Here is a 23,143-nt window from a genome sequence, read left to right on the forward strand (position 1 = left end):
GGCCCGAGCCCACCGCCCGAACGCCGACTCACACCAGCGGCTTGCCCGCGGCCAGCCGCCGCCGCATATCGGCCAGATAGCTGTTGAAGGGGAACAGCCGCATCGGTTGGGGCAGCACCGATAACACCCGGCCGACGGTGCGCATGGCCCGCTCGAAAACCCGCTGCCGGCGGGCATTCCAGGCCAGGCCCAACTCGTCCCGGAATTCCTGCGGCAGGAATCCGGTGACGAAGAAGCGGTTGAGCCGCCGGCCCAGCAGCTGGATCACCCGGGGATACGGCTGCAGGTCGATGATCTGGTCGTAGAAGTAGGCACGGACCTCGTCGTCGATCGAGATCTCGGCGACCTTGGCGTCCCAGTACTCGGCGAAGGCGGCCCGATCGGCCGGCCACATCTCGGGCTGCACCTGCAGGCTGGTGGCGAAGCGCGCGGACTCCCGGTACAGATCGTCGGCGAACTCGGTATCGACGGGACCGTACAGGAACCGGCGCGCATCCAGGACACCGCGATAGATACAGGCGGCGACCCACAGCTGCAACTCGGGATCGAAGGCGTTGTACTTCACCGGACTGTCCGGCCGGGAGCGAACCTGCCGATGCGAGCGATTGGTGGCCGCACGATAGGCGGCCCGCTCCTCGTCGGTGCCGAGGATAGCGACCGCCAGATAGGTGAGGGTGGTGCGGCCACGCTTGAGCGGCCGCAGGTCGAAACGTCCGCTGTTCACGGTACTTTCGACGACACCCCGGCCGACCGGGGCGATGCTCAGCTGCATGATCACGTTGGCCGGGCCACCGAGGACGGCCGCAACCCCGGACAGATACTCGCGGCGCCGGACCGCCGCCGGATCGCCGACGGGCGCGGACATGCGTAACTGAGGCATAGCAGACTCCATACATCGTTGTGAGAGAATGTTACATAAAGCCTCTCATTCACCCACAGCGGATGCAAGCCTCTAAGTTTCTGATGAATCTACATCAAGACACCGCAACAGCACGTCATACGGCGGTATATGTTAATAGATATTCTACTTCCAGTGTTGAGGCTGGTGGCGTATGACCTACGACTTCTCGTGGCGGTATCCGGTGCACATCCAGGCGCACGAGATCATCAACTACTTCGGCAAGTGCCCGACCTGCGGCTATCCCGCACAGGCGACCCAGTTCGTCACCGTCTACAGCGACGGCACCACGGCGGAGGCAATCATCGCGACCTGCGAACTGCCCTGCGGCTGGAGCGGCCGGACCGCCCCGACCACCATGACCGGCGAGCCGCCGATCACCCGGTCGGGCCGCCGGGTGCACTGAGGGCGAGTTGCTGCAGCGGCACCTCGGACAGACCGCCCCAGAACAGCGTGATCACCGCGGCCACGGCGTCGTCCTTGGGCACGGCCCGGCCGGTGGCGATCCAATGCTGCGCGGCATACTGACTGGCTCCGACCAGACCGGCGGCCAGCAACCGGGACCGCTCGACGGTCAGGGCCGGATTCTGCACGAACACCTCACAGACCGCATCGATACAGGCGTCCGTGGTCCGTCCGACCCGCCACTGCACCGAGGGCTCGCCGATCAGATCGGATTCGAAGACCATCCGGAAGCCGTGCGTATTGGCTTCCACGAAGTCGAAGAAGGCCTGCACCGTGGCGCGCAGCCGGCCACGCCCGGGCGCGGACGATGCGAGCACCTCCCGCACCGCGGCGACCAGCGCGTCGGCATGGGACTGCAGCACCGACAGATAGAGCTCCAGCTTGCCCGGAAACTGCTTGTAGAGCACCGGCTTGCTGTATCCGGCGCGTTCGGCGATCTCGTGCATCGTGACCGCGTGATACCCACGCTCGCCGAACACTTCCGTCGCCGCCGCCAATGCGCGACTGCGATGGTGCTGAACCTCGTACATGGTCCCTCCTCGCGATACCCAACACACTCTATCTAACGCTTGTTATGTTGGGTTAGTGTGGGCCCGGCAACAACCGGTTCGTAGCTAGGAGAAGCAAGATGGACATCACCGGCACTGTCGCACTCGTCACGGGCGGGGCCTCGGGCCTCGGCCTGGCCACCGTACGTGAACTGCACGCACAGGGTGCAAAAGTGGTGATCGTCGACCTGCCGTCGTCGAACGGCGCCGCCATCGCCGAGGAGCTGGGCGACGGTGTGGTCTTCGCCCCGGCCGATGTGACCAGCGAAGCCGATGTGACTGCCGCCATCGACGCCACCGATCGGCTCGGCACACTGCGGATCGCGATCAACTGCGCAGGGATCGGCAATGCGGTCAAGACCGTGAGCAAGAAGGGCGCCTTCCCGCTCGCCGACTTCACCAAGGTGGTCAACGTCAATCTGATCGGCACGTTCAACGTACTGCGGCTGGCGGCCGAGCGGATGGTGGCCGGCGAGCTCGTCGGCGAGGAGCGCGGCGTCATCGTCAACACCGCGTCGGTTGCGGCATACGACGGTCAGATCGGGCAGGCGGCGTACTCCGCCTCCAAGGGCGGGATCGTCGGCATGACCCTGCCGGTCGCCCGCGATCTGGCCGCCAGCAACATCCGTGTGGTGACCATCGCGCCGGGCCTGTTCCACACACCGCTGTTCGAGACCCTGCCCGACGAGGCCATCCAGGCGCTGGGCGCCCAGGTCCCGCACCCGGCGCGGCTCGGCGATCCCGGCGAGTACGCCGCCCTGGCGCGGCACATCGTCGAGAACCCGATGATCAACGGTGAGACCATCCGCCTCGACGGCGCCATCCGCATGGCGCCGCGCTGACGACGCGCAGTGTGGCACCGGCGCGGCCCGGTGCCACACGTGCCCGGGCACGACCCGGGCAGAAGTAGACTCGACGCAGGTCATATCGATTCCGGACAGGTGGACGATGCCACGACAACAGGCGGTGACGGCCGACGCCGACTGGCGGCGGTTCGAACCCCTAGAACTCACTCCGCTGCTGTCCGCGGCGCTGGAGGCCTTCTACGAACACGGTTTCCACGGCACCACGGTGCGCGATATCGTCGGGCGGGCCGGACAAACCGCACCCTCGCTGTACTACCACCACGACAGCAAGGAGGGCGTCTTCGTCGCGCTGCTGGAGCGCGGCACCGCCGAGGCCGCCTGGCGGGTGGAAGCGGCGACCGCAGCAGCCACCACACCTACCGAGCAGCTCGCCGCCATCGTCGAGGCGATCGTGCTGCATATGGCGAACCGGACCCGGCTGGCCGCTCTCGACCTCGAGCTGCGCCACCTCTCCCCCGCCACCCGTAAGCGATATGCGGTGCACCGCAAGGAGATCGAGTCCCGCCTGACCGGCATCATCGAGAACGGCATCCGCACGGGCACCTTCTCGGCGACGCACCCCACCGAGACTGCCCGCGCACTGCTCGGCATGTGCCAGTCCATCACGCGCTGGTACCAGCCCGAAGGCGCCCTGTCTCCTGCCGACCTCGCGTCCCGCTACGTCGATATCGCACTGACCGCGGTCGGCGTCCGGACCGACTCGCGGCCGGGCACGGCAACGCGCTGACCGTCCACCCGGCGGATGCGCGGCCGGTTCAGGATCCGCCGTCCAATGCCACCGTTCCCAAGCCGAGATGCTGCCGCATCGCCGTCTGCAGGGCCCGGATCGACGTGGCGTATTGCGTGCGCAGCGGGCCGTAGTCCTCGTCCCGGCTCGTCGGCGACGAACCGGCCACCAGCGCATCACGGATGTCGCGCAGCAGCTCGAAGGATTCTTCGGCCCGGTCGATGACGGCCTGTTCACCGATGAGCGCGATCTCGTATCGGTTCCGGTAGCAGCCGGCCACCCGGAAGGCCTCGGCTATCGCCGCACCACGAGCCGGTATGTCCGCACCGGCCACGGCTGCCTCCTGTCGCATCGCCTCGTGAGCCTCGGTGAGCGAGGACAGGAACCGCACATAGGTCTCCCGGCACAGCGTCCGGCGCGTGACGTCCTGCTCGCGACGATGCTTCACCCGATCGTTGAAGGTGGTCGCCACCAGGGCGATCAGCGCACCCAGTGCGGTACTCGCCACCGGAATCCACTGCAACGCAACACACCCGCCCTCGCCGAATCGGCTACCGAGCCTACCTCGCCTACCGGTCGGGCCGCTGGAGTTCACACGGTCAGGCCCGCCACAGCTGGTTCCCGGCCCGGGACACGACGATATTGGGGACCACCGCGTTGCGGGACAGGCGGGTCAGGGCGATTGCCAGCTCGGCCACGTCACCGGTGGTGAGCATGTCCGACTGCGCGAGTTCGCCGCGTTTCCAGGCGGTCATATCGGTGTCGACATAGCCGGGCGAGATCGCCGCCGCGGTGACACCGTTGGCCGATTCCTCCAGCGAAACGGTTTCGCACAGCGAGATCAATGCCGCCTTGCTCGCACCGTACGCGGCGAGGCCGGGTTCACCGGCCACACCGGTGATCGAGGCCAGCGCGACGATCTTGGCGCCGCGCTGCGGGTCTCGGGCCGCGCTCTTGCGCAGCATGGGCAGGCATGCCTGGATCAGGCGCAGCGGCGCCCGCAGGTTGATCTCCAGCATCCGGTCGGTGGTGGTTTCCGCGAGATCGGCGACCTCGCCGGCGGTGCCGGTCCCGGCGCTGAGGACCAGGGCGTCCAGCTCACCGAATCGTTGTTCGTGGGCCTGTGCCAGCGCCCGCACCTGTTCGAGGTCGTTCATCTTGGCGACCACCGGGTGTACCTCGGCCCCGGTTTCCCGGCGAAGCCGGTCCGCCGTCTCTTCCAGCGTTTCCCGGGTCCGGGCGGCGATGGTGAGCCGGTAGCCGTCGGCGCCGAGACGCCGGGCGATCTCGGCGCCGATGCCCCGCGAGCCACCGGTGATCAGGGCACTGCGAGCCGTTTCGGCCCGTTCGGATCGGATCGGCCGAAAGCTCACGACAGTGTCTCCAGACCCGCGTCCAGCAGCACCGGGACGGCGGCACCGATGGTGTCGAATCCGGTGCCGACGGTCTTGCCGGCCAGATACCGCTGGTGGATTCCCTCGGCGATGACGGCGAGCTTGAAATAGCCGAGGGCCCGGTAGAACGGCAGCCGGTCCAGGTCGTAGCCGGTGGCCGCGGCGTAGCGCTGGGCGACTTCGTCGGTGGACAGGAAACCCGGGTTGGCGCTGGGCGCATGCCGCACACCGAGCACCGGTTCACACCTGGGATCCCAATACACCTGCAGCAGGCCCAGATCGGCCAGCGGATCGCCGAGAGTCGCCATCTCCCAGTCGACTACGGCCGCAATGCGGCCGGGATCGTCGGCCGCGACGATCGTATTGTCCAGCCGGTAGTCGCCGTGCACGATCGACTCCCCGGCCTGCTGCGGCGGCAACGCGGCCTGCAGAGCGCCGGTGAGCCGGTCCAGGTCCGTCAGTTCGCGGGTGGCGACCCGGTCCCACTGACCGCGCCAGCGCCGCACCTGCCGGTCCAGGTATCCGGCGGGGCGGCCGAAGTCGCCGAGCCCGGCGGCGGCGAAGTCGACCGAGTGCAGCGCGGCGAGTGTGTCGACCAGCGCCTCGGAACACGCCCGTGCCTGTTCCCGGGTGAGCTGTGCGGCATCGTCACCGTCGCGCAGCACCCGGCCGTCCACGAAGGACACGACCGCGAACGGGACGCCGAGCACTCGGAGGTCGTCACACAGCGTCACCGCCCGCGCGACCGGTACGGCGGTGTCCCGCAGAGCGGCCACGATCCGGTATTCGCGCCCCATATCGTGCGCGGTCGGGGTGAGCGGACCGAGCGGCGGGCGGCGCAGCACCCACCGGTTGCTGCCATCGGTGATCAGATAGGTCAGGTTCGACTTCCCACCCGCAATCAGCGAAGCAGTGAGCGGACCTTCGACGCAGGGCACCTCGTCGGCGAAATACTCCTGCAGTGCGGGCAGATCCAGGCCGGCGACACCGGTGGTCATCGGCTACTCCTTCCGGCATGTCCGACATCACGACGAGCAGCGCGGCACCGGCCCGTTGCCCGGACCGGCCGCCGCCCGGCCGATAGCTCGCGCATCATCCGCGCCTCCGCTCCACATTGCGCAGCACGCGCCGCGCGATGGCCCACCGATGGGTCTCGGACGGACCGTCGTAGATGCGGAATGCCCGTACCTCCCGGTACATCCGGGACAGTGCGGCATCGCCGGATATCCCCAGTGCACCGCAGACCTGCAGCGAGCGATCCACCACCCGGCCGACGGCCTCGGCGACGAAAGTCTTCGCGATCGATGTGCTCTGCGCCGCCCGGGCACCGGCATCCAGCTCGCGGCAGGCGGTCAGGGTGAGGGCGCGGCTCGCCTCGATATCGATCTCGTTGTCCGCGATCATCTGCTGGATCATGCCGAGATCACCGAGCCGGCCACCGAAGGCCTGCCGGGAGGCCGCACGCTCGGCGGCGATATCGGCGGCCCGCCGGGCGGTGCCGAGCCAGCGCATGCAGTGCGTCATCCGGGCAGGCCCCAGCCGGACCTGGGCGTAGTCGAAGCCCCGGTCCACCTCGCCCAGTACCGCATCCGCGCCGACCTCGACATTGTCCAGGATCAGTTCGGAATGGCCGCCGAACATGGATTCGTCGAGGGTGTCGATATCGCGCACCCGGCGCAGTCCCGGGGCGGCGGCATCGACCAGGAACATCGTCGCCCCGCCCCGGGAGCCCGGGTCACCGGTGGTCCGCGCCATCACGATGGCGAAGTCCGCACCGTTGGCTCCAGTGATGAACCACTTGTGCCCGTTGATCACCCAGCCCGATCCGGTGCGTTCGGCGCGGGTGCGCAAGGCCGTCGGGTCCGAGCCGGCCCCCGGCGCCGGCTCGGTCATGGCGAAGCACGACCGGGTGTCTCCGGCCGCCAGCGGACGCAGATAACGCTGCTGCTGCGCCGGATTCGCGACCTGCTCGAGCAGGTGCATATTCCCCTCGTCCGGCGCGGCACAGTTCAGGCCGAGGGCGCCGAACAGCGAGTACCCCGCCGCCTCGAACACCGGCGCCCGGTCGGCCATGCCCAGCCCCAGGCCGCCGAACTCGCGGCCGACGTGCGGGGCGAACACCCCGGCGGCGCGGGCCGCGGCCTGCAACTGCTGTCGCTGTTCCTCGGGCAGGTCGTGCGCCGAACCGCCGAACTCGCGTTCCACCGGCAGCGCCACCTCGTGGACGTATTCGCGGGTCCGCTCGACCAGGTCGGTGAGGTCGACGGCGCCTTCCGCTGCGACCGTCATCCGAGCCGCTCGATGATCGTAGCGTTGGCCAGGCCACCGGCCTCGCACATGGTCATCAGCCCGTACCGGCTGTCCGACTGTTCCAGGTGGTTCACCAGGGTGGCCAGTATCCGGAGGCCGGAGGCGCCCAGTGGATGCCCGAGCGCGATCGCGCCACCGCGCGGGTTCAGTCGTTCCGGGTCGGCGCCCAGTTCCTTGGCCCACACCAGCGGCACCGGCGCGAACGCCTCGTTGACCTCGTAGGCGTCGACCGCATCGATTCCCAGACCCACCCGGTCCAATGCCTTCCGGGTGGCCGGCACCACGGCGGTGAGCATCAGCAACGGGTCGTCACCGGTGACCGCGAACGAATGGAAACGCGCGCGGGGCCGCAGGTTCAGCTTGTTCGCGACCTCTTCGCTCATGATCAGCGCGGCCGAGGCGCCGTCACTGAGCGGCGAGGAGTTGCCCGGGGTGATCGACCAGTCGATCTCCGGGAAACGCTGCTGCATGGCGTCGTCGGTGAAGGCCGGTTTCAGGGCGGCGAGCTTCTCGGCGGTGGTACCCGGCCGGATCGTCTCGTCGGCGGTCAGGCTACCGGCCGCGACCAGTTCCCGATCGAAGCCACCGGATTCGGCGGTCGCCGCCGCCAGCCGGTGTGAGCGGGCCGCGAACTCGTCCATCGCCTCCCGGCCGAATCCCCACCGGGCCGACAGCAGCTCGGCCGAGATGCCCTGCTGCACCAGCCCGTCCGCGAAGCGCTCGGCCAACGGCGCCCGGTTCGGGTCCGCACCGGCAGCATTCGAGAACATCGGCACCCGCGACATGGACTCCACACCGCAGGCGATGGCGATATCGTAGGCACCCGCCAGCACGCCCTGGGCGGCGAAATGTGCCGCCTGCTGGCTGGATCCGCATTGCCGGTCCACGGTGGTGGCCGGCACCGCCTCCGGGAATCCGGCCGCCAGCACGGCGGTGCGGGAGATGTTGAAGGCCTGCTCACCCGATTGGGTGACGCAGCCCCCGATCACATCGTCGACCAGAGCCGGGTCCAGATCGTTGCGTGCGATCAGTTCGGACAGCACTCCGGCCAGCAGCGTGGCCGGATGGACATCGGACAACCCGCCCCCCGGCTTTCCCCGGCCGGTCGGGGTCCGCACCACATCGACGATTACGGCGGAATTCATATCGGTTCCCCTCTCGGGAGGTATTCGGTTCGATCGGGTTCGCTGTCGTCGCGACGCGCCGGCCTCGACGACTCCCCTCCTGGCCCCGGCATCGGCGCCCGATGCTCGGATCTCGCTACCGCCGGGACCTATTCGGCGGACGGCACCGGCGGATGGATCGCGACCGGAATCAGGCGTGCGCCTTGCGCAGTTCGTGTTTGAGCACCTTGCCGCCCGCATTGCGGGGCAGTTCGTCCACCAGGACGAGATCCTTCGGGTGCTTGTACCGGGCGAGGTGATCGTTGAGATGTGGCTCCAGGTCGGCCAGCGTCAGCGGGGCGTTCTCCGCGGCGACCACCACCGCGACCGGCACCTCGCCCCACTTCTCGTCCGCCCGGCCGATCACCGCGGCCTCCCGGATCCGGTCGTGGGCGAACAGCACGTTCTCCACCTCGGCGCAGTAGATGTTCTCGCCACCGGAGATGATCATGTCCTTCTTGCGGTCCACGACGTAGACGAAACCCTCCTCGTCCTGCCGGACCAGGTCGCCGGAGTGGAACCAGCCACCGGCGAAGGCATCCGCGGTCGCCCGCGGGTTGTTCCAGTAGCCGGACATCATGGTCGGGCCGCGGTAGACGATCTCGCCCACCTCGCCGGGCGCGACGTCGTTCATCTCGTCGTCGACGATCCGGGTGGCGATCGTCGGGATGGGGCGGCCGACCGAGCCGAGCTTGCGCAGCGCGTCCTTGCCCTCCAGGACACAGGTGATCGGCGACATCTCGGTCTGGCCGAACACCGCGACGTTGAGTGCGTCCGGAAAGGTGGCCGACATGGCGCGCAGCACGGTGTCCGAGGCCGGGGCGGCGCCCCAGCTGATCACCCGCAGCTGCAGCTTCCGCTCGCGCACGGTGGGGTCGGCGCAGACCAGCTGCCACTGGGCTGGGACCAGGAAGACGGTGGTGGCCTTCTCCCGCTCCCACGCGTCCAGGATCTCGCCGGCATCGAAGGCCTTCAGCGGGTGCAGCACCATGGTGGTGCCCAGCTGGAAACAGGGCGCCAGGCTGCCGAGCCCGGCGATGTGGAACAGCGGCGAAGCACAGAACGCGACGTCGTCGGGCCGGGTGTCCATCGCCCGGATACAGGTCAGGGCCTGGGCATTCATATTGCTGTGGCTGAGCACCGCACCCTTGGGATTCCCGGTGGTCCCCGAGGTGTACATGAGCAGGGCCGGGGAATCCTCGGCGATATCGAGGACCTCGTGCGGTTCGCCGTCCTCGGCTATCAGGTCGTCGTAGGACTCGCCGTCGTCCGTGGATTCCCGGCCCACCACGATGTTCACCGCCAGCTCCGGGCACTGCGCCCGCACCGCGGCCACGAGCGGCGCCAGCACGCTGTCGGTGATCACCGCTTTCGCCCCGCTGTCGCGGACCAGGAAGGCCATCTCCGGCGGCGTGAGCCGGAAGTTGACCGGCACCGCGATCGCCCCGAGCCGGTTGATCGCGAACACCGTCTCCAGGTACTCGGTGTTGTTCAGCATCACGATGAGCACCCGGTCGCCGCGGCCGACGCCGCGGCGGGCCAGCGCGTCGGCCAAGCGGCCGGTGCGTTCGTGCAGTTGCGCCCAGGTGGTCTCGCGGCCCAGATAGCGCACCGCGACGGCATCGGGCTTGGTCCGGGCGTGGATGGCGATCTGGTTCATCCAGTGGTTGCGCCGCGACGCCACCGGCTCGGTCTCGACGGTCATGAGCTCTCCATTGAATCTCGGCGGCCCGGCGGGCCGGTGGTGTTCAGGCGCCGAAGTTCGGCTTGCGGCGGGTGAGCATGGCGGTCATGCCCTCCCGGAAGTCGTCGGAAGCGAGTAGTTCGGTCTGCCCCTTGGCCTCTCGTTCCAGCGCCGCGTCCAGCCCGGACAGCGAGGCCGCATTGAGGGCCTGTTTGGTCAGTTCCAGGGCGCGGCGCGGTCCGGCCGCCAGCCGGGCGGCCACCGCATCGACATGCGCTTCGATCTCGTCGGCGGGCAGCGCCCGGGTGATCAGCCCGGCCGCCGCGGCTTCCGATGCGGGCAGCCGGTCGGCGAGCAGCATCATCTCGGCGGCCCGGGTCCGGCCCATGGCCGCCGCGACGATCTCGGTCGCGCCGCCGTCGGGCATCAGTCCGATTCCGGTGAACGGGAGCAGCAGGTACGTGGAATCCACGACGTAGCTGAGGTCGGCGGCCAGCGCGAACGAGGCGCCGACACCCGCCGCGGGGCCGTTCACGTAGGCGATCACCGGAATCGGTGCGTCCACGATCGCGGTGACCACGCTGTTGGCGGCGGCCATCACGACGTCCGGAGTCGCCTCCTGGCCGCCGGCCGAGGCCGCGGCGGCCAGGTCGGCGCCGGTGCAGAAGGCCTTGCCGACGCCGGTCAGCACCACCGCCCGGATGCCGGTGTCCTCGGCGGCGGCCACGACGGCGTCGCCGATGGCGGACATGGTCGCCAGGTCGATGGCGTTCATCCGGTCCGGGCGGGTGATGGTGATCCGGACGATGCCGGCGGCCGATTCGATGGTCAGGCTGTCGGTACTGCGCAGTGCGTCGTTCACGAGACCGCCCCCTCGGTGACCGTATTCGCCAGCCGCCCGCCGATCAGGGCGGCGGATTCGGTGACGATCCGATCGATCAGCTCCGCGCAGGTCGGGATGTCGTGAATCAGGCCCTGGCACAGGCCGGCACTCCAGATGCCCGCATCCGGGTCGCCGTTCTCGTAGACCTTGCGGCCCCGGGCGCCCGATACGAGGTCCCGGATGTCGTCGAAGGTGCCGCCGGACCGTTCGATCTCGACGACCTTGCGGCTGACCTCGTTGGCGGCGACCCTGGCGGTGTTGTTCAGGGTCCGGAAGATCAGCTGGGTGTCGAGCTCGCTGTGCTCGACGATCTGTTCCTTGATGCGGTGGTGGATAGGCGATTCCGCGGTGCACAGGAAGCGGGTGCCCATGTTCACGCCGTCGGCGCCCAGGGCCAGGGCCGCGACCAGGCCGCGGGCGTCGGCGAAGCCGCCGGAGGCGATCATCGGGATCTCGATCTCGCGGGCGGCGGCCGGGATCAGCACCAGCCCGGGGATGTCGTTCTCGCCGGGATGTCCGGCGCATTCGAATCCGTCGATGCTGATGCCGTCGACGCCGACCTGCTGTGCTTTCACCGCATGCCGGACGCTGGTGCACTTGTGCAGCACCTTGATTCCGGCATCCTTCAGATGCGGCAGGTGCTCGGCCGGGTTCGCCCCGGCGATCTCGACGATCTGCACCCCGGAGTCGATGATGGCCTGCCGGTACTCCTCGTACGGCGGCGGCGTGATCGACGGCAGGATGGTCAGATTCACGCCGAACGGCTTGTCGGTGAGGTCCCGGGTGCGGGCGATCTCGTTGCGCAGTTCATCGGGGGTCGGCTGGGTGAGCGCGGTGAGGAATCCGAGGCCACCGGCCTCGGCCACGGCGGCCACCAGCGGGGCCCGGCCGACCCACATCATCCCGCCCTGCACGATCGGGTGCTCGATACCGAATGCCTCGGTGAATCGGGTACGCAGCATCGCTGCCTCTCTCTGGGTACGGACCTGTCCGCCGGTGCGGTGAATTCTGGCGATCACTCTTTGCAACCGACGAGAATCGTGATTAACTTACGGAAGAATTGCGATTAACTTAAGCCAGCCGGACCCGACTGTCAAGGGTTTCACCGGTCGCAGGCGAGTTTCGATACCCGAAGGGTGGTCGTGATGACCGAACTACTGACATCCGTCGATCCGGCCACCGGAGACACGGTCGGCGAATGGCCCGTCGACGGCCCGGTCGAGGTCGCGGCCGCCGTCGACCGCGCCCGCAAGGCGGCCATCGCCTGGCGAGAACTGGGATTCACCGGACGGCGCCGGGCGCTGCTGCGCTGGAATGCCCGGCTGATCCGCAACGCCGACGAGTTCTGCGAGCTGATCCACCGGGAGAACGGCAAACCGGTCGCCGATGCCTACCTGGAACTGGTCACCGCGGCCGAACACACCGACTGGGCCGCCAAGCACGCCCGCAAGACGCTGGCCCGGCAACGGTTCTTCCCGGGCGCGATGATGGCCAATCACGAAGCGGTGGTGGAACAGGTCCCGCTCGGCGTGGTCGGGGTGATCGGACCGTGGAACTACCCCGTCTACACCCCCAACGGCTCGATCGCCTACGCCCTCGCCGCCGGCAACACCGTGGTGTTCAAGCCGAGCGAATACACCCCCGCGGTCGGGCACTACTACGCCGATGCCTTCGCGGCCGCCAATCCGGAACTGCCCGAAGGCATCCTGACCGTGCTCACCGGCTACGGCGCGACCGGCGCGGCCCTGGTGGAATCCGCTGTCGACAAGATCGCGTTCACCGGCTCCACCGCCACCGGCAAGCGGATCATGGCGGCCGCCGCCGCGAACCTCACCCCGGTGCTGATGGAATGCGGCGGCAAGGACGCGGCCATCGTCGCCGAGGATGCCGATCTGCGGGTGGCCGCGGACGGCATCGCCTGGGCCGCGGTCGCCAACTCCGGACAGACCTGTGTCGGCACCGAACGGGTGTACGTCGTGAAGTCGGTGTTGGAACCGTTCCTGGCCGAGTTGAAGGCCGTCCTTGCCGATGTACGGCCCGGTTCCGATCCGGATGCCGGTTACGGGCCGATGACCATGCCGGCCCAGCTGGAGGTCGTCGCCGAGCACATCCGCAGCGCCCTCGACGGCGGTGCCACCGCCGTGGTGGGTGGCCCCGAATCGGTCCGCGCCCCCTTCGTGGAGCCCGTGGTGCTGCTCGACGCTCCGGAGGATTGCCAGGCGGTCCGGGAGGAGACCTTCGGGCCCACCATGACCGTTCGCGCCGTCGAGAGCGTCGAGGAGGCCGTCGAACTCGCCAATGCTTCGCGCTACGCTCTCGCCTCCTCGGTGTACTCCCGAAAGCGCGGCATGGAGATCGCCCGGCAGCTGCGGGCCGGGGACACCTCGGTGAACACCCCGGCCGCCTACGCCGCGATCGCCAGCCTGCCGCTGGGCGGCCTCGGCGATTCCGGGTTCGGCCGCATCCACGGCGAATACGGCCTGCGCGAGTTCTCCCGGCCGCATGCCATCGCCCGGGCCAGGTTCCAGATTCCCGGCATGGCGATCCAGTCGCTGCACCGCAAACCCTCGACACTGGCGATGATCCGCAAGATCTCGAACCTGCGCTACGGCCGCGCCTGACCGGCCGACCCACCAGACCCCATCCCCGAACACAGGAGATAACAACCGATATGGGTGTTGAATTCAGTCCGGAACAGCGCGATTTCGCGAAGGCGATCGCCGACTTCGCCAAGCGGGAGGCCGGCACCCGGGAGCAGCGCGACAAGCTGACCCACAACGGGACCGAACAGCACAATGCCGAGCTCTACCGCAAGATGGCCGATCTGGGCTGGCTCGGGCTGACCGTGCCGGAGGAGTACGGCGGTTCGGACGCCTCGATGGTGGAGATGTGCATTCTGCTCGAGGAGAGCATGCGCGGCATGCTGCCGATCGGCGCGATCGGCCCCACCCTGATCACCGGCGGCGCCTACGCCAAGTTCGGCACCGCCGCGCAGCAGGATGTGGTGCTGCGCGGCATCGTGCGTGGTGCTTCGCAGTCGATCTCGATGTCGGAGCCGGAGGCCGGCTCCGATGTCGGCAATCTGTCCACCCGGGCCGAGCAGGTCGACGGCGGCTGGCGGATCAACGGCCAGAAGACCTGGTGCTCCAATGCGCACATCTCGGAGAACATCCTGCTGGTGGCGCGCACCGACCGCAGCGGCGGCAAGCACGAGGGCCTCACCATGTTCCACGTGCCCGCCGACACTCCGGGCCTGCAGATCTCGCAGATCGAGCTGATGGGCGGGCAGCGCGAGACCAACGACCTCTACTTCACCGACTGCCTGCTGCCCGAGGACGCCGTGGTCGGCGAGGTCGGCAACGGCTGGCTGCAGCTGATGACCGGCCTGAACTTCGAACGGCTGATCCTCGCCGCCATGAGCCTCGGCGCCGCGGAACGCGCCTTCGCCGACGCCCTACAGTTCATCTCCGAACGCAAGCAGTTCGGCCGCCCGATCGGCACCTTCCAGTCGCTGCGGCACCGGATCGCCGACCTGGCCACCGAGATCGAGTGCACCAAGCTGCTGGTGTACAACGTCGCGGCCGCCGTCGACGCCGCCCCGGACAAGATGTTCGCCCGCGAGGCCTCGATGGCCAAGCTGAAGGCCACCGAAACCGCCAAGCGAGTGGCCCTGGAGGGTATGCAGATGATGGGCGGTTACGGCTACGCAACCGAATTCGATATGGAGGCGCACGTCCGCGGCGCGCTGGTGTCCACCATCTTCGGCGGCACCAGCGAGATCCAGCGCGACATCATCGGCAAGACCTACGGTTTGTGATCGGTGCGCCGGTCCCGCCTTGCGGGACCGGCATACCCGGTAGCTCCGCTCGGCCGGTCACCCCGGGGGCCCGGATGTCTGTACAGATCGGGTAGTCCACGGGCGTATGCGGTCATTCGGTCCGCATTCCGGACACCCGGGTGCCAGGTGCCGCCGATATCCCGCACCGCCAGCCGGGCACTGAGCTGTTCGACCAGGACGGGCGGCTCGAGCCGCACCGTGGCAGCGTGCCCGTCGGCCTCGCCGTAGGCGAACCGGAGCATGTGCTCCGCCGATTCCCAGATGCTGAGCGTGCAGTTGCCGGTCGGCGGGAATCCGGCCGAATGCGCCGTCACCAGTCCCGGTGCACCGTGGATGTAGGGGCCCAGCCGAATGCCCTGCCGCAGGAACCGGATCAGGTTGCGGGGCCTGGTCCGGCCCAGGGTCAGCGCGGCGAAGCCGGCCCCGGCGGGACTGTCCACCGGCCGCAGCGGCGCCAGGCCGCAATGCGAGCCACGAGCCGACAGCACCTCGAACAGCGCCCACCCGCTGTATGTGGTGGTTACGGCGAGGCGGCGGGCCGCCGGACCGGCGAGGAAGTCCCGGAAGTCCGCTTCCGAACGCCAAGCCGTCAGCAGAATCTGTCTGCGGATCGACGGAGTCCCGGCACCGAAGCCGGCGCTTTCCGCGGCGCCGATGGCGTGCATGACCTTCGCGAAGGTGAGCCCTCGGGTACTCGTCAGCTCGCGGCGCGCAGCCGACAACCAGCGCAGCGCCGCGCCGCCGCCGGTGAAATAGCCGATATGGGCAGCCAGTAGTGGGGAGGACTGGGTCTCTTCCATCCGCAGCAGCATGACGGCTCCTCTATCGTTCGTTCGAACGAACGATAGCATGGGGTGGGCGGGATGGCAGCCGGGCAGCCGTCCCCGGCTGTGCGAGACTGCCCGGGTGAACGAACGTGGTGGGCCGGAGCGTGCCAGGGTCCGGATTCTGCGCGCGGCACTGCAACTGGTCGGCCGCGACGGTGTCGCTGCGCTGACCAATCGCCGCGTCGCACAGGCAGCACAGGTATCCCTCGGTTCGCTGACCTACCATTTCGACAGCCAGCAACTGCTGCTGCGCGAGGCACTCGACCTATTCCTCGACGAGGAGATCGCACGCCTGTCGGGGCTCACTGAGCAGATCGTCGACGCCTCGCTGGACACCGCCCAGGCGGCCCGGGCGTTGGAAGCACTGCTGCAGAGCGAAACCGATCGGCGCGCCGCGAAGATGGAACTGTACCTGCAGGCAGCGCGGACCCCGGAGCTCCGCACCGCCGCAATGCGCTGCTTCGCGGCCTACGACCGGTTGACCCGCACCGCCCTCACCGCGCTGCAGATCCCCGAGCCGGATCGCATCGCCCCGATGTTCGTGGCAATGATCGACGGCCTCCAGCTACGCCGGCTCGCCTCCGGCGAGGCACACCTCGAAGTCGCCGAAGCCCTCCAGGCGCTGCTGACGGGCCTGCGAACCGCCCCCGGTCCGGAGCGCTGAGGACTGCTCGAGCCCGGCGCCGACTGCCACGCCCGCCCGGCAGGTGGAGCGCCGCCTCCCGTTTGCGGGGGAACCCCACAGGGGGCGAGAACCCGCCTTGCGCGTAGCTCATTCGGCGTCGCCGCGGACCCGTTCGATCGTGGCCAGCCATGCCGGTGCACCTGCGGCGTGGAACCGGGTCAGCAGCCGGTCCGATTCGATGCTGCGGATCTGCCACCCGCGGGCGGGCGTGAACGCATCGGCCAGTTCCTGCCGGGTGACCGGGTGCGGGCCGGGTTCGGGACCTTCGTCACTGAAGCACAGCAGGTACAGGGTTGCTCCGGGGTCGGTCACCGCCGCCAGCCCGGTCACGTATTCCGACCGTTCGGCAGCGTCCAATGCATGGAACAGCCCGCAGTCCAGAACGGTCGCGAACCGGCGGCCGAGCTCGTCCAGGTGTAGCGCGTCGGCAACCGCGAACTCGGCCGCGAACCCGTGTGCCGCTGCCTGCTCGCGGGCGGTGGCCACCGGCGCATCCACCACATCGATCCCGAAAACAGGCGCCCCGGCCGCCGCGATGTGCAGAGCGTTCTCACCACTACCGCACCCGGCGTCCAGCACGGGTCCGACGAAGGCGCCCGCCGCCACCAACCGGATCACACCGGGCTGCGGCTGCCCGACCTGCCAGGGCGCCGGCCCGTCCCGGTAGGACTCCGCCCAGGACACCCCGGTCGCCCGCTCATGCCCGCTGACCCGTCGTTCCTCCCGATGCACGGCCCACGCCCCTTTCGCCGATCAAATGCCACTCGAGTGCTATTTCACGCACATTTGAGTGACATTTCACGCCGCACGGACAGGTGGCACCGCCCCGCGGCGCACCGCTTCCACCCCCGCGTACCCGGCGCCGCACAGGGCCGATCCACTGCCTAACAGGCATCGTACCTGCATGTATATCGCAACACCGCGGAAAAGGGACACGATCCGCAACCATGCACGCCTCGGCTCCGGCAGGCCGACACGAAATGCTACTCACCTCGTGTGCAGTGACATTTGAGTAGCATTTGTGCCTGTCCACCGCCCCTGCACGACCACCGAGCAGTGCCCGACTGCTACCCGGAACGGACCTCGATGACGGCCTCGTCGCCGATTTCGCTCGCACGGTACGCATCAGGGACCGGGCCGGACTGGGCAGATTCGAGGGCAACGGACTCACCATCGACCGGCTCCAGCCGTCCCATGAGGTAGCTGACGCACTTCACGGGGACTGCGGCGCGGAACAGACCGGCCGCAGTTCGAGGTCATCGATCGCCTGAGTTTCGGAGACGATCGCTGTGCCTGTGGCCACGGCCGCCACAGCCGGCGCGGGGCATCAGCCGTGGGGCTCATCCTGCCAACTCTCGATATCTGGGCACCAGGTCGCAGACCGAGATACGGACGGCAGGCAGGCCAGCACCCGGTTGTAACGGGTCCAACCGGCAACCCAGTCCGACCCCGGAGCCGTCATCGCCGACGGAAGATCGGTGAGCTTCCGGTACGTGCGCTCGCGGTCGAGGGCAGCGACCACAGTGCGCAGATCGCCTGCCACATCGGCAGCCGACGGCCGAGAGACCGGCCATGCGATTCGGTGTCGCCGCTTGCCCGCTCGGGGTATCCGGGCGAGCTCGGCAAGGCCGACAGCACAGCAGACCGTCAACGCGCGGGCGCGGGTACCGCGGTAATCTGAACCGGGCACGAGAAGCCGGTCGGTGGAACCGGACGGCGGGGTGGTGCGTCCAAGATGTTACGGGGGATTCCCGGGGTTCGGCGACGAGGGAGAACTGTGCACAAGAGTCGGGTGATGCGGGCCGTGTTCGGCGGGGCCGCGGCGCTGCTGGTGGCCACCGGATGCAACGAGACCACGGAGGGGTCCGCGCAGCCGACCACCAGGAATATCGACGAGATCATCGTGTTCAATGTGTGCCGGGATCCGGGGCTCAGTGATGAGGTGCTGCTCGAGGCCGGGCTGGATCCGGCGACGAAGAACGTGTTGACCGACCCGCCGACCGGAGTGTCGAGCTTCCGTGCGTGCAGTTGGAAGCCGATCGACGAACGGTACGGGCCGAAGAACTATCTCCTGACTGTGTACTCCACCAGTCACACCCTGCAGGAGCAGCGGAAGAAGGAGAGCGCGACCGTCCTGGGCGAGACCACAGTAAACGGACGGACCGGGCTGATAACTACGGAACGCGGCGACCCCGACGGCTGCTACATCGACTTCGAGGCTGAGCAAGGCATGTTCAGCGTCCGAGCCGTTTGGCTCAGCGAGTACGAATCCCGCGACGGGGACGTCTGTGAGATCGCCGCACGGCACGCGGAAACGCTCGAGCCGAATCTGCCTGAATGACCGGCCGAACCGTTTGCACACAGGAAAGATAGAACTATGGGTGGGAAGATCGAAGACCAGCACGGCTACTGGACCCAGCTGGCTCGGCAGGCCGTTGCCGGTGAGTTCCGAATGGACACCGACCTCGGCGAAGGACTCCGCACCGAAGCCAAGAAGTACGCCGAACGGCTAGTCGATACGCAGGCAGAGATAGCCGGTCTCGGCAAGCTTTCCGGCTGGGGCAGCCTGCCCTCCGCAGTAGCCCTGCGCACCAAGTTCGAACGCAAGGCCGTCGGCGGCGGGGACAACCCCGACGACAATGCCGCACAACGCATCCAGGAACACATCGATATCGCCTGGCTGCAGCACGACACCTTCGCCGCCGCTATCGGCAAACTCGAACTGATCGACGAGCAACGCGCTGCCGCATTGCGGGCGACCGGGGAGAACGTCTGATGGGCTTGTCCTGGGAAGACGCCGTCATGATCATCCCGGTGGCCGGTACCTACCTCGCAGAGGGTATCGGCGGACACCGGGAAGCCTACGAAGCCGCAGCCGAACGTGGCCGCATGGACGAGGAAGCATCCAACCGCTGGTCACCTGACCGCAACATCATCAACGATGAATACCAGCGGCTCAGCGGCGATTTCGACGGAGAACTCGACGGCACCGTCGTAGAACCCGAGGCATTCGGCACCTGGTCCCACCGCCGGATCTACGACGCCCTCAACGGCACCGACGGAGAGCCCGGTGTATCGGCCGCCGACATCAATGCCGGCGCCGATGCCTGGCGCCGCCTCACCACCGAGATCGGCGAGGCGATCAGCGATTACGACGCCGGCATCCAGCGCGTAATCGGCGACCTGTGGGCAGGTCAGGCCGCCAACGCCGCCGTAGACGGCGTCCGCGAGTACACCACCAAGGCCCAGCAATTACCGAATTCGTTCCAGATGGTCGCCAATGGAATCGACCTGATGGAGGGCTATCTCGACCAGGCCAAGATGTCGATCCCGGAACCGGAACACCTGTCCGGGTGGGACGAGTTCGCCGGGCATATCCCCGGCAACGGGCTGGTCAAGGGCGACAAGCATCAAGCGAACGAAGCCGAAGCCGCCGCCCAGGAAGTCATGAAGAACTTCTACCAGCCGGGTACGGAAGTGGTCGACGGCCAAACCCCTGTCCTGCCCGTCGCCGTGAACACCCTGGGCCTCCCGGACGGCAACGGCAACGACTCCGACGGCTCGGGCGGGCCGAACGGCCCCGGCGGACCCAACAGCCCAACCGGTGGGCCGAACAGTCCGACCACCCAGGACCCCGGCACCGGCGACCCGGGCACCGAGGACCCATCGACGGAGGACCCGAGCAGCTCCGAGAACCCCTGGGACACCGGCGAGGAAGACACCACACCGGCATCCACCACCCCGCAGAGCACCACGACCAACCCGGCCGGCATCCCGGCGACTGCGCCGACGGGCGGTGTCCCGAACGGCTCCGGGCTCCCCAGCTCGGGGGTTCCCGGGACCGGAACTCCCGGCACCGGCGGCCCCGGTTCGGGACTCCCCGGCGCGGGCGTTCCGCTGGCCGGCCGCAGTCTGCCCGGTACCGGTACACCGGGTGGCGGCCCCGGCGCCGGGAATCCGGCTGCCGCAGCCGCACGCGGTCCGAGCACCGGTATGCGGGGTATGCCCGGCATGATGGGCGGCGCGCCCGGCCGCGGCGGCGGCAAGGACGACGAATCCGAGCACCAGACGCCGGACTATCTGATCCAGGAGCGTGAATCCGAGTTGATCGGCCAATTGCCGCCGGTACTGCCGCCGGGCGGGGTGATCGGCTGATGAGCCCGTTCCAACCGGGCCGCCGGTATCAGTTCGACGGCCTCACCTTCCAGCTGGTCCTCGAGGCCAACCGCCGCGACCGGTTCCCGTATCCGCTCAGCTACCGGCGCGAATTCGCCGAACACCGCGATGACGACGACCGCCGCCGGGGCGAGGCCGGGCTGCGGCTGCGCCGAATCTACGACCGGGAATTACACGAAGCCTTCCAGGTGCTGCTGGAACCGCAGGTGCGAGTCGAGATCGACGGGGCGGCGCACGGGCCGCAGGCACAGTTGCTGCGGATCCATGCCGGCATCTCCGGTCCGCTCGCGGTGCTGGCCGTGCAGCACCCGGGGCCGACCCGCGAACACGGCGGCGACATCGTGCTGACCACCCACCGAGCCACCGGCATCGCCGCCGAAATCACCGCCCGGCTGCCCCGGCTGCCGGGCGGCAGCACACCGCGCTTCGAGGGGCGGCGCAGCGATCTGGACGCGCCGGTGTATTCCCGCCACCCCACCCAGCTGTCGTCGACCGAACAGCTACAACAATTCTTCCGCCGTCCCCGTATCGGCATCGGCGAGATCGCCGTCTACCCGGGCTACCAGCTCGACGCCCGCCCCACCGGTGACGGCCGCGCCTTCTGCTGGCTCGACTACGCCGACGACGGCCGCTACCTCCTGCAGAACCACGACCCCGAGAATTTCACCGTGATCCCCGGCGGCCCCGAAGAACTCATCCGCCAGATCGGCACCCGCATCGACATCCTCAGTCGGCCCCGCACCGCTGCGTGGTAGCTCCCGGGGCCGGGGAGGCGCAGCCGCCGGTCACCCGTCCTGCGGCACCGGCTCCAGGATCTGCCGGCGCGGTTCCGGGGCCGCGACCCGCAGGGCGTCGGCGGAGGCGTCGTCGGGCTGGGTCTGGGAACGGATCTCGGCTTCGACGCGCGCCTGGTAGGTCGCCACTTCGCGGTCGATGTCCTCGGCATCCCAGCCGAGCACGGGGGCAACCAGATGTGCCACCTGTTCGGCGCAGTCGGCGCCCCGATGCGAGTACTCGATGGAGATGCGGGTGCGCCGGGCCATGATGTCGTCCAGGTGCAGCGCGCCCTCGGCAGCGGCCGCGTACACCGCCTCCACCTGCAGGTAGGAGGGGGCGTCGGTGATCGGCTGCAACAGTTCGGGGCGGCCCTCGGCGAAGGTCATCACCTCATCGACCAGGGCACCGTACCGGTCCAGCAGGTGCGTCATCCGGTACGGGTGCACGCCGTAGTGCTCGGCCAGCTGCACCGTCTGGTTGACCAGCGCGAAATAGCCGTCGGCGCCGAGCAGCGGCACCTTCTCGGTGATCGAGGGCGACACCCGCGCCGGGATGTCACCGGCCGCTTCGTCCATCGCATCCGCGGCCATCACCCGGTAGGTGGTGTACTTGCCGCCCGCGATCGCGACCAGGCCGGGCGCGATCCGGGCAACGGCGTGCTCGCGGGACAGCTTCGAGGTGTCATCGCTCTCCCCGGCCAGCAACGGCCGCAATCCGGCGTAGACGCCGTCGATGTCGTCGTGGGTGAGCGGGGTGACCAGTACTTCGTTGACCCGGTTCAGCAGGTAGTCGATATCGGCCTTGGTGGCGGCCGGGTGTGCCAGGTCCAGATTCCAGTCGGTGTCGGTGGTGCCGACGATCCAGTGCGCACCCCACGGGATGACGAACAGCACCGAGGTGGCGGTGCGCAGGATCATCGCGGTATCGCTGACGATCCGGTCCCGGGGCACCACGATGTGCACCCCCTTGGAGGCCCGAACATGGAACCGGCCGCGCTGATGCGACAGCGCCTGCACCTCGTCGGTCCACACCCCGGCCGCATTGATCACCACATGCGCGCGGGCCTCGCCGTAGCGGCCGTCTTCGCAGTCGCGCAGCTTCACCCCGACCACCCGGTCGGCCTCCCGCAGGAAACCGACCACCTGGGTCGAGGTGCGGATGACGGCGCCGTAGTGCGCGGCGGTGCGGGCCACCGTCATGGTGTGCCGGGCGTCGTCGACGACGGTGTCGTAGTAGGTGACCCCGCCGATCAGGGCGGACCGGCGCAGGCCGGGAGCCAGCCGCAGGGCACCGTGCTTGGTGAGATGGTGCTGTCCGGGAACCGATTTCGCCCCACCCATGGTGTCGTACAGGGTGAGCCCGGCCGCCACGTAGGGCCGCTCCCAGACCCGGTGGGTCAGTGGGTAGAGGAACCGCAGCGGCTTCACCAGATGCGGGGCGAGCGTGGACAACGCCAGTTCGCGTTCCTTGAGCGCCTCCCGGACCAGCCCGAATTCCAGCTGTTCCAGGTACCGCAGACCGCCGTGGAACATCTTCGACGACCGGCTGGAGGTGCCCGAGGCGAGGTCGCGGGCCTCGACCAGAGCCACCGACAGACCGCGGGTGGCGGCATCCAGGGCGATCCCGGCGCCGACCACCCCGCCGCCGACGACCAGGACGTCGAAATGCTCCTTGCCGAGCCGCTCCCACGCGCCGGCCCGCGCCTCGGGTCCCAGCAGCCCCGGCCCGAGCCGGTCGTGTCCGGATCGCCCGGCCACCAGTTCACCGTTGCGGAGGAACGGGAACTCCGGTGTCTGCGCCATGTCGTCGACTCCTCGCCGGCGGCCTCCCCGCCGAATCGTCACCGTGTGCTGCGGGTGTCACCGCAGGTGCCTGTCCAGGCTAAACCTAGTGTTCGCCGTC

At 68.7% G+C, this 23,143-nt stretch carries 23 protein-coding genes; 10 read left to right on the forward strand and 13 right to left on the reverse strand.

The features are described 5' to 3' along the window. Positions 1 to 28: 28 nt before the first annotated feature. Positions 29 to 865: an oxygenase MpaB family protein gene (locus AC1HFH_RS22480; RefSeq protein ID WP_480247946.1), complete on the reverse strand. Its 837-nt coding sequence runs from the start codon at positions 863 to 865 to the stop codon at positions 29 to 31. Between the two features lie 187 nt (positions 866 to 1,052). Here AC1HFH_RS22480 and AC1HFH_RS22485 point away from each other — a divergent pair, with 187 nt between their 5' ends. Next, on the forward strand, positions 1,053 to 1,304 hold the full coding sequence (locus AC1HFH_RS22485; protein WP_480244763.1) for a hypothetical protein: 252 nt from the start codon (positions 1,053 to 1,055) through the stop codon (positions 1,302 to 1,304). Here AC1HFH_RS22485 and AC1HFH_RS22490 read toward each other — a convergent pair. Further along, positions 1,276 to 1,893: a TetR/AcrR family transcriptional regulator gene (locus AC1HFH_RS22490; RefSeq protein ID WP_480244764.1), complete on the reverse strand. Its 618-nt coding sequence runs from the start codon at positions 1,891 to 1,893 to the stop codon at positions 1,276 to 1,278. The genes AC1HFH_RS22485 and AC1HFH_RS22490 overlap by 29 nt on opposite strands. A gap of 98 nt (positions 1,894 to 1,991) precedes the next feature. On the opposite strand from AC1HFH_RS22490, the gene AC1HFH_RS22495 reads away from it, so the two are divergent. Then, on the forward strand, positions 1,992 to 2,753 hold the full coding sequence (locus AC1HFH_RS22495) for a 3-hydroxyacyl-CoA dehydrogenase (protein ID WP_480244765.1): 762 nt from the start codon (positions 1,992 to 1,994) through the stop codon (positions 2,751 to 2,753). Positions 2,754 to 2,859: 106 nt separating this feature from the next. Further along, positions 2,860 to 3,504 (forward strand): TetR/AcrR family transcriptional regulator, encoded by a 645-nt coding sequence (locus AC1HFH_RS22500; protein WP_480244766.1) that lies wholly within the window; start codon positions 2,860 to 2,862, stop codon positions 3,502 to 3,504. Positions 3,505 to 3,532: 28 nt separating this feature from the next. Here the strand turns inward: AC1HFH_RS22500 and AC1HFH_RS22505 are convergent, their stop codons facing one another. The 8 genes from AC1HFH_RS22505 to AC1HFH_RS22540 form a co-directional block, all read right to left on the reverse strand. After that, positions 3,533 to 4,012: a hypothetical protein gene (locus tag AC1HFH_RS22505; RefSeq protein WP_480244767.1), complete on the reverse strand. Its 480-nt coding sequence runs from the start codon at positions 4,010 to 4,012 to the stop codon at positions 3,533 to 3,535. A 91-nt stretch (positions 4,013 to 4,103) separates the two neighbouring features. Beyond that, positions 4,104 to 4,877: an SDR family NAD(P)-dependent oxidoreductase gene (locus AC1HFH_RS22510; protein WP_480244768.1), complete on the reverse strand. Its 774-nt coding sequence runs from the start codon at positions 4,875 to 4,877 to the stop codon at positions 4,104 to 4,106. Then, on the reverse strand, positions 4,874 to 5,896 hold the full coding sequence (locus tag AC1HFH_RS22515) for a phosphotransferase family protein (RefSeq protein ID WP_480244769.1): 1,023 nt from the start codon (positions 5,894 to 5,896) through the stop codon (positions 4,874 to 4,876). Before AC1HFH_RS22515 ends, AC1HFH_RS22510 begins: the two co-directional genes overlap by 4 nt. Positions 5,897 to 5,990: 94 nt before the next feature. After that, on the reverse strand, positions 5,991 to 7,187 hold the full coding sequence (locus AC1HFH_RS22520) for an acyl-CoA dehydrogenase family protein (protein WP_480244770.1): 1,197 nt from the start codon (positions 7,185 to 7,187) through the stop codon (positions 5,991 to 5,993). Beyond that, positions 7,184 to 8,353 (reverse strand): thiolase family protein, encoded by a 1,170-nt coding sequence (locus AC1HFH_RS22525; protein ID WP_480244771.1) that lies wholly within the window; start codon positions 8,351 to 8,353, stop codon positions 7,184 to 7,186. The genes AC1HFH_RS22520 and AC1HFH_RS22525 overlap by 4 nt, the downstream gene beginning before the upstream one ends. Positions 8,354 to 8,522: 169 nt before the next feature. Next, positions 8,523 to 10,076, reverse strand: coding sequence for a fatty-acid--CoA ligase FadD5 (gene fadD5 / locus AC1HFH_RS22530; protein WP_480244772.1), 1,554 nt, complete (start codon positions 10,074 to 10,076; stop codon positions 8,523 to 8,525). A gap of 43 nt (positions 10,077 to 10,119) precedes the next feature. Further along, entirely contained in the window at positions 10,120 to 10,917 is a 798-nt protein-coding gene (locus tag AC1HFH_RS22535) for an enoyl-CoA hydratase (RefSeq protein WP_480244773.1), read from the reverse strand. Then, positions 10,914 to 11,900: an NAD(P)H-dependent flavin oxidoreductase gene (locus tag AC1HFH_RS22540; RefSeq protein ID WP_480244774.1), complete on the reverse strand. Its 987-nt coding sequence runs from the start codon at positions 11,898 to 11,900 to the stop codon at positions 10,914 to 10,916. The genes AC1HFH_RS22535 and AC1HFH_RS22540 overlap by 4 nt, the downstream gene beginning before the upstream one ends. 183 nt (positions 11,901 to 12,083) lie before the next feature. Between AC1HFH_RS22540 and AC1HFH_RS22545 the strand changes: the two genes are divergently transcribed. Further along, positions 12,084 to 13,559 carry an aldehyde dehydrogenase family protein gene (locus AC1HFH_RS22545; RefSeq protein WP_480244775.1) on the forward strand — a complete coding sequence of 492 codons (1,476 nt, stop codon included), beginning with the start codon at positions 12,084 to 12,086 and terminating at the stop codon, positions 13,557 to 13,559. A gap of 50 nt (positions 13,560 to 13,609) precedes the next feature. Further along, positions 13,610 to 14,755: an acyl-CoA dehydrogenase family protein gene (locus AC1HFH_RS22550; RefSeq protein ID WP_480244776.1), complete on the forward strand. Its 1,146-nt coding sequence runs from the start codon at positions 13,610 to 13,612 to the stop codon at positions 14,753 to 14,755. On the opposite strand, the gene AC1HFH_RS22555 is transcribed toward AC1HFH_RS22550, so the two are convergent. After that, a complete protein-coding gene (locus AC1HFH_RS22555; RefSeq protein WP_480244777.1) occupies positions 14,743 to 15,588 on the reverse strand; it encodes a hypothetical protein in 846 nt (281 codons plus the stop codon). The two genes, AC1HFH_RS22550 and AC1HFH_RS22555, sit on opposite strands and share 13 nt — an antisense overlap. A gap of 94 nt (positions 15,589 to 15,682) precedes the next feature. On the opposite strand from AC1HFH_RS22555, the gene AC1HFH_RS22560 reads away from it, so the two are divergent. After that, on the forward strand, positions 15,683 to 16,267 hold the full coding sequence (locus AC1HFH_RS22560; RefSeq protein ID WP_480244778.1) for a TetR/AcrR family transcriptional regulator: 585 nt from the start codon (positions 15,683 to 15,685) through the stop codon (positions 16,265 to 16,267). Positions 16,268 to 16,375: 108 nt separating this feature from the next. Here the strand turns inward: AC1HFH_RS22560 and AC1HFH_RS22565 are convergent, their stop codons facing one another. Next, positions 16,376 to 17,020, reverse strand: a complete 645-nt coding sequence (locus AC1HFH_RS22565; RefSeq protein ID WP_480244779.1) for a class I SAM-dependent methyltransferase — start codon at positions 17,018 to 17,020, stop codon at positions 16,376 to 16,378. A gap of 1,063 nt (positions 17,021 to 18,083) precedes the next feature. Between AC1HFH_RS22565 and AC1HFH_RS22570 the strand changes: the two genes are divergently transcribed. From AC1HFH_RS22570 to AC1HFH_RS22585, 4 genes are read left to right on the forward strand one after another with little or no spacing between them, the layout of a single operon-like run. Next, complete coding sequence (locus tag AC1HFH_RS22570) at positions 18,084 to 18,629, forward strand: DUF3558 domain-containing protein (RefSeq protein ID WP_480244780.1); 546 nt, start codon at positions 18,084 to 18,086, stop codon at positions 18,627 to 18,629. Between the two features lie 36 nt (positions 18,630 to 18,665). Further along, positions 18,666 to 19,064 (forward strand): hypothetical protein, encoded by a 399-nt coding sequence (locus tag AC1HFH_RS22575; RefSeq protein ID WP_480244781.1) that lies wholly within the window; start codon positions 18,666 to 18,668, stop codon positions 19,062 to 19,064. Beyond that, complete coding sequence (locus tag AC1HFH_RS22580) at positions 19,064 to 20,443, forward strand: PPE domain-containing protein (RefSeq protein ID WP_480244782.1); 1,380 nt, start codon at positions 19,064 to 19,066, stop codon at positions 20,441 to 20,443. Before AC1HFH_RS22575 ends, AC1HFH_RS22580 begins: the two co-directional genes overlap by 1 nt. Further along, positions 20,443 to 21,219, forward strand: coding sequence for an ESX secretion-associated protein EspG (locus tag AC1HFH_RS22585; RefSeq protein WP_480244783.1), 777 nt, complete (start codon positions 20,443 to 20,445; stop codon positions 21,217 to 21,219). Before AC1HFH_RS22580 ends, AC1HFH_RS22585 begins: the two co-directional genes overlap by 1 nt. A gap of 30 nt (positions 21,220 to 21,249) precedes the next feature. Here the strand turns inward: AC1HFH_RS22585 and AC1HFH_RS22590 are convergent, their stop codons facing one another. Further along, entirely contained in the window at positions 21,250 to 23,043 is a 1,794-nt protein-coding gene (locus AC1HFH_RS22590) for a glycerol-3-phosphate dehydrogenase/oxidase (RefSeq protein ID WP_480244784.1), read from the reverse strand. Positions 23,044 to 23,143: the final 100 nt, after the last annotated feature.

It is taken from the genome of Nocardia sp. KT25-26 (genome assembly GCF_056627695.1).

Bases quoted from the DNA above. Each gene is read 5' to 3' on its own strand.
- AC1HFH_RS22485 (WP_480244763.1), top strand. From the start codon at position 1,053: ATGACCTACGACTTCTCGTGGCGGTATCCGGTGCACATCCAGGCGCAC.
- AC1HFH_RS22545 (WP_480244775.1), top strand. From the start codon at position 12,084: ATGACCGAACTACTGACATCCGTCGATCCGGCCACCGGAGACACGGTC.
- AC1HFH_RS22495 (WP_480244765.1), top strand. From the start codon at position 1,992: ATGGACATCACCGGCACTGTCGCACTCGTCACGGGCGGGGCCTCGGGC.
- AC1HFH_RS22500 (WP_480244766.1), top strand. From the start codon at position 2,860: ATGCCACGACAACAGGCGGTGACGGCCGACGCCGACTGGCGGCGGTTC.
- AC1HFH_RS22555 (WP_480244777.1), bottom strand. From the start codon at position 15,588: ATGCTGCTGCGGATGGAAGAGACCCAGTCCTCCCCACTACTGGCTGCC.
- AC1HFH_RS22480 (WP_480247946.1), bottom strand. From the start codon at position 865: ATGTCCGCGCCCGTCGGCGATCCGGCGGCGGTCCGGCGCCGCGAGTAT.
- AC1HFH_RS22540 (WP_480244774.1), bottom strand. From the start codon at position 11,900: ATGCTGCGTACCCGATTCACCGAGGCATTCGGTATCGAGCACCCGATC.
- AC1HFH_RS22585 (WP_480244783.1), top strand. From the start codon at position 20,443: ATGAGCCCGTTCCAACCGGGCCGCCGGTATCAGTTCGACGGCCTCACC.
- AC1HFH_RS22520 (WP_480244770.1), bottom strand. From the start codon at position 7,187: ATGACGGTCGCAGCGGAAGGCGCCGTCGACCTCACCGACCTGGTCGAG.
- AC1HFH_RS22570 (WP_480244780.1), top strand. From the start codon at position 18,084: ATGCGGGCCGTGTTCGGCGGGGCCGCGGCGCTGCTGGTGGCCACCGGA.
- AC1HFH_RS22590 (WP_480244784.1), bottom strand. From the start codon at position 23,043: ATGGCGCAGACACCGGAGTTCCCGTTCCTCCGCAACGGTGAACTGGTG.
- AC1HFH_RS22550 (WP_480244776.1), top strand. From the start codon at position 13,610: ATGGGTGTTGAATTCAGTCCGGAACAGCGCGATTTCGCGAAGGCGATC.
- AC1HFH_RS22575 (WP_480244781.1), top strand. From the start codon at position 18,666: ATGGGTGGGAAGATCGAAGACCAGCACGGCTACTGGACCCAGCTGGCT.
- AC1HFH_RS22515 (WP_480244769.1), bottom strand. From the start codon at position 5,896: ATGACCACCGGTGTCGCCGGCCTGGATCTGCCCGCACTGCAGGAGTAT.
- fadD5 (WP_480244772.1), bottom strand. From the start codon at position 10,076: ATGACCGTCGAGACCGAGCCGGTGGCGTCGCGGCGCAACCACTGGATG.
- AC1HFH_RS22525 (WP_480244771.1), bottom strand. From the start codon at position 8,353: ATGAATTCCGCCGTAATCGTCGATGTGGTGCGGACCCCGACCGGCCGG.
- AC1HFH_RS22490 (WP_480244764.1), bottom strand. From the start codon at position 1,893: ATGTACGAGGTTCAGCACCATCGCAGTCGCGCATTGGCGGCGGCGACG.
- AC1HFH_RS22580 (WP_480244782.1), top strand. From the start codon at position 19,064: ATGGGCTTGTCCTGGGAAGACGCCGTCATGATCATCCCGGTGGCCGGT.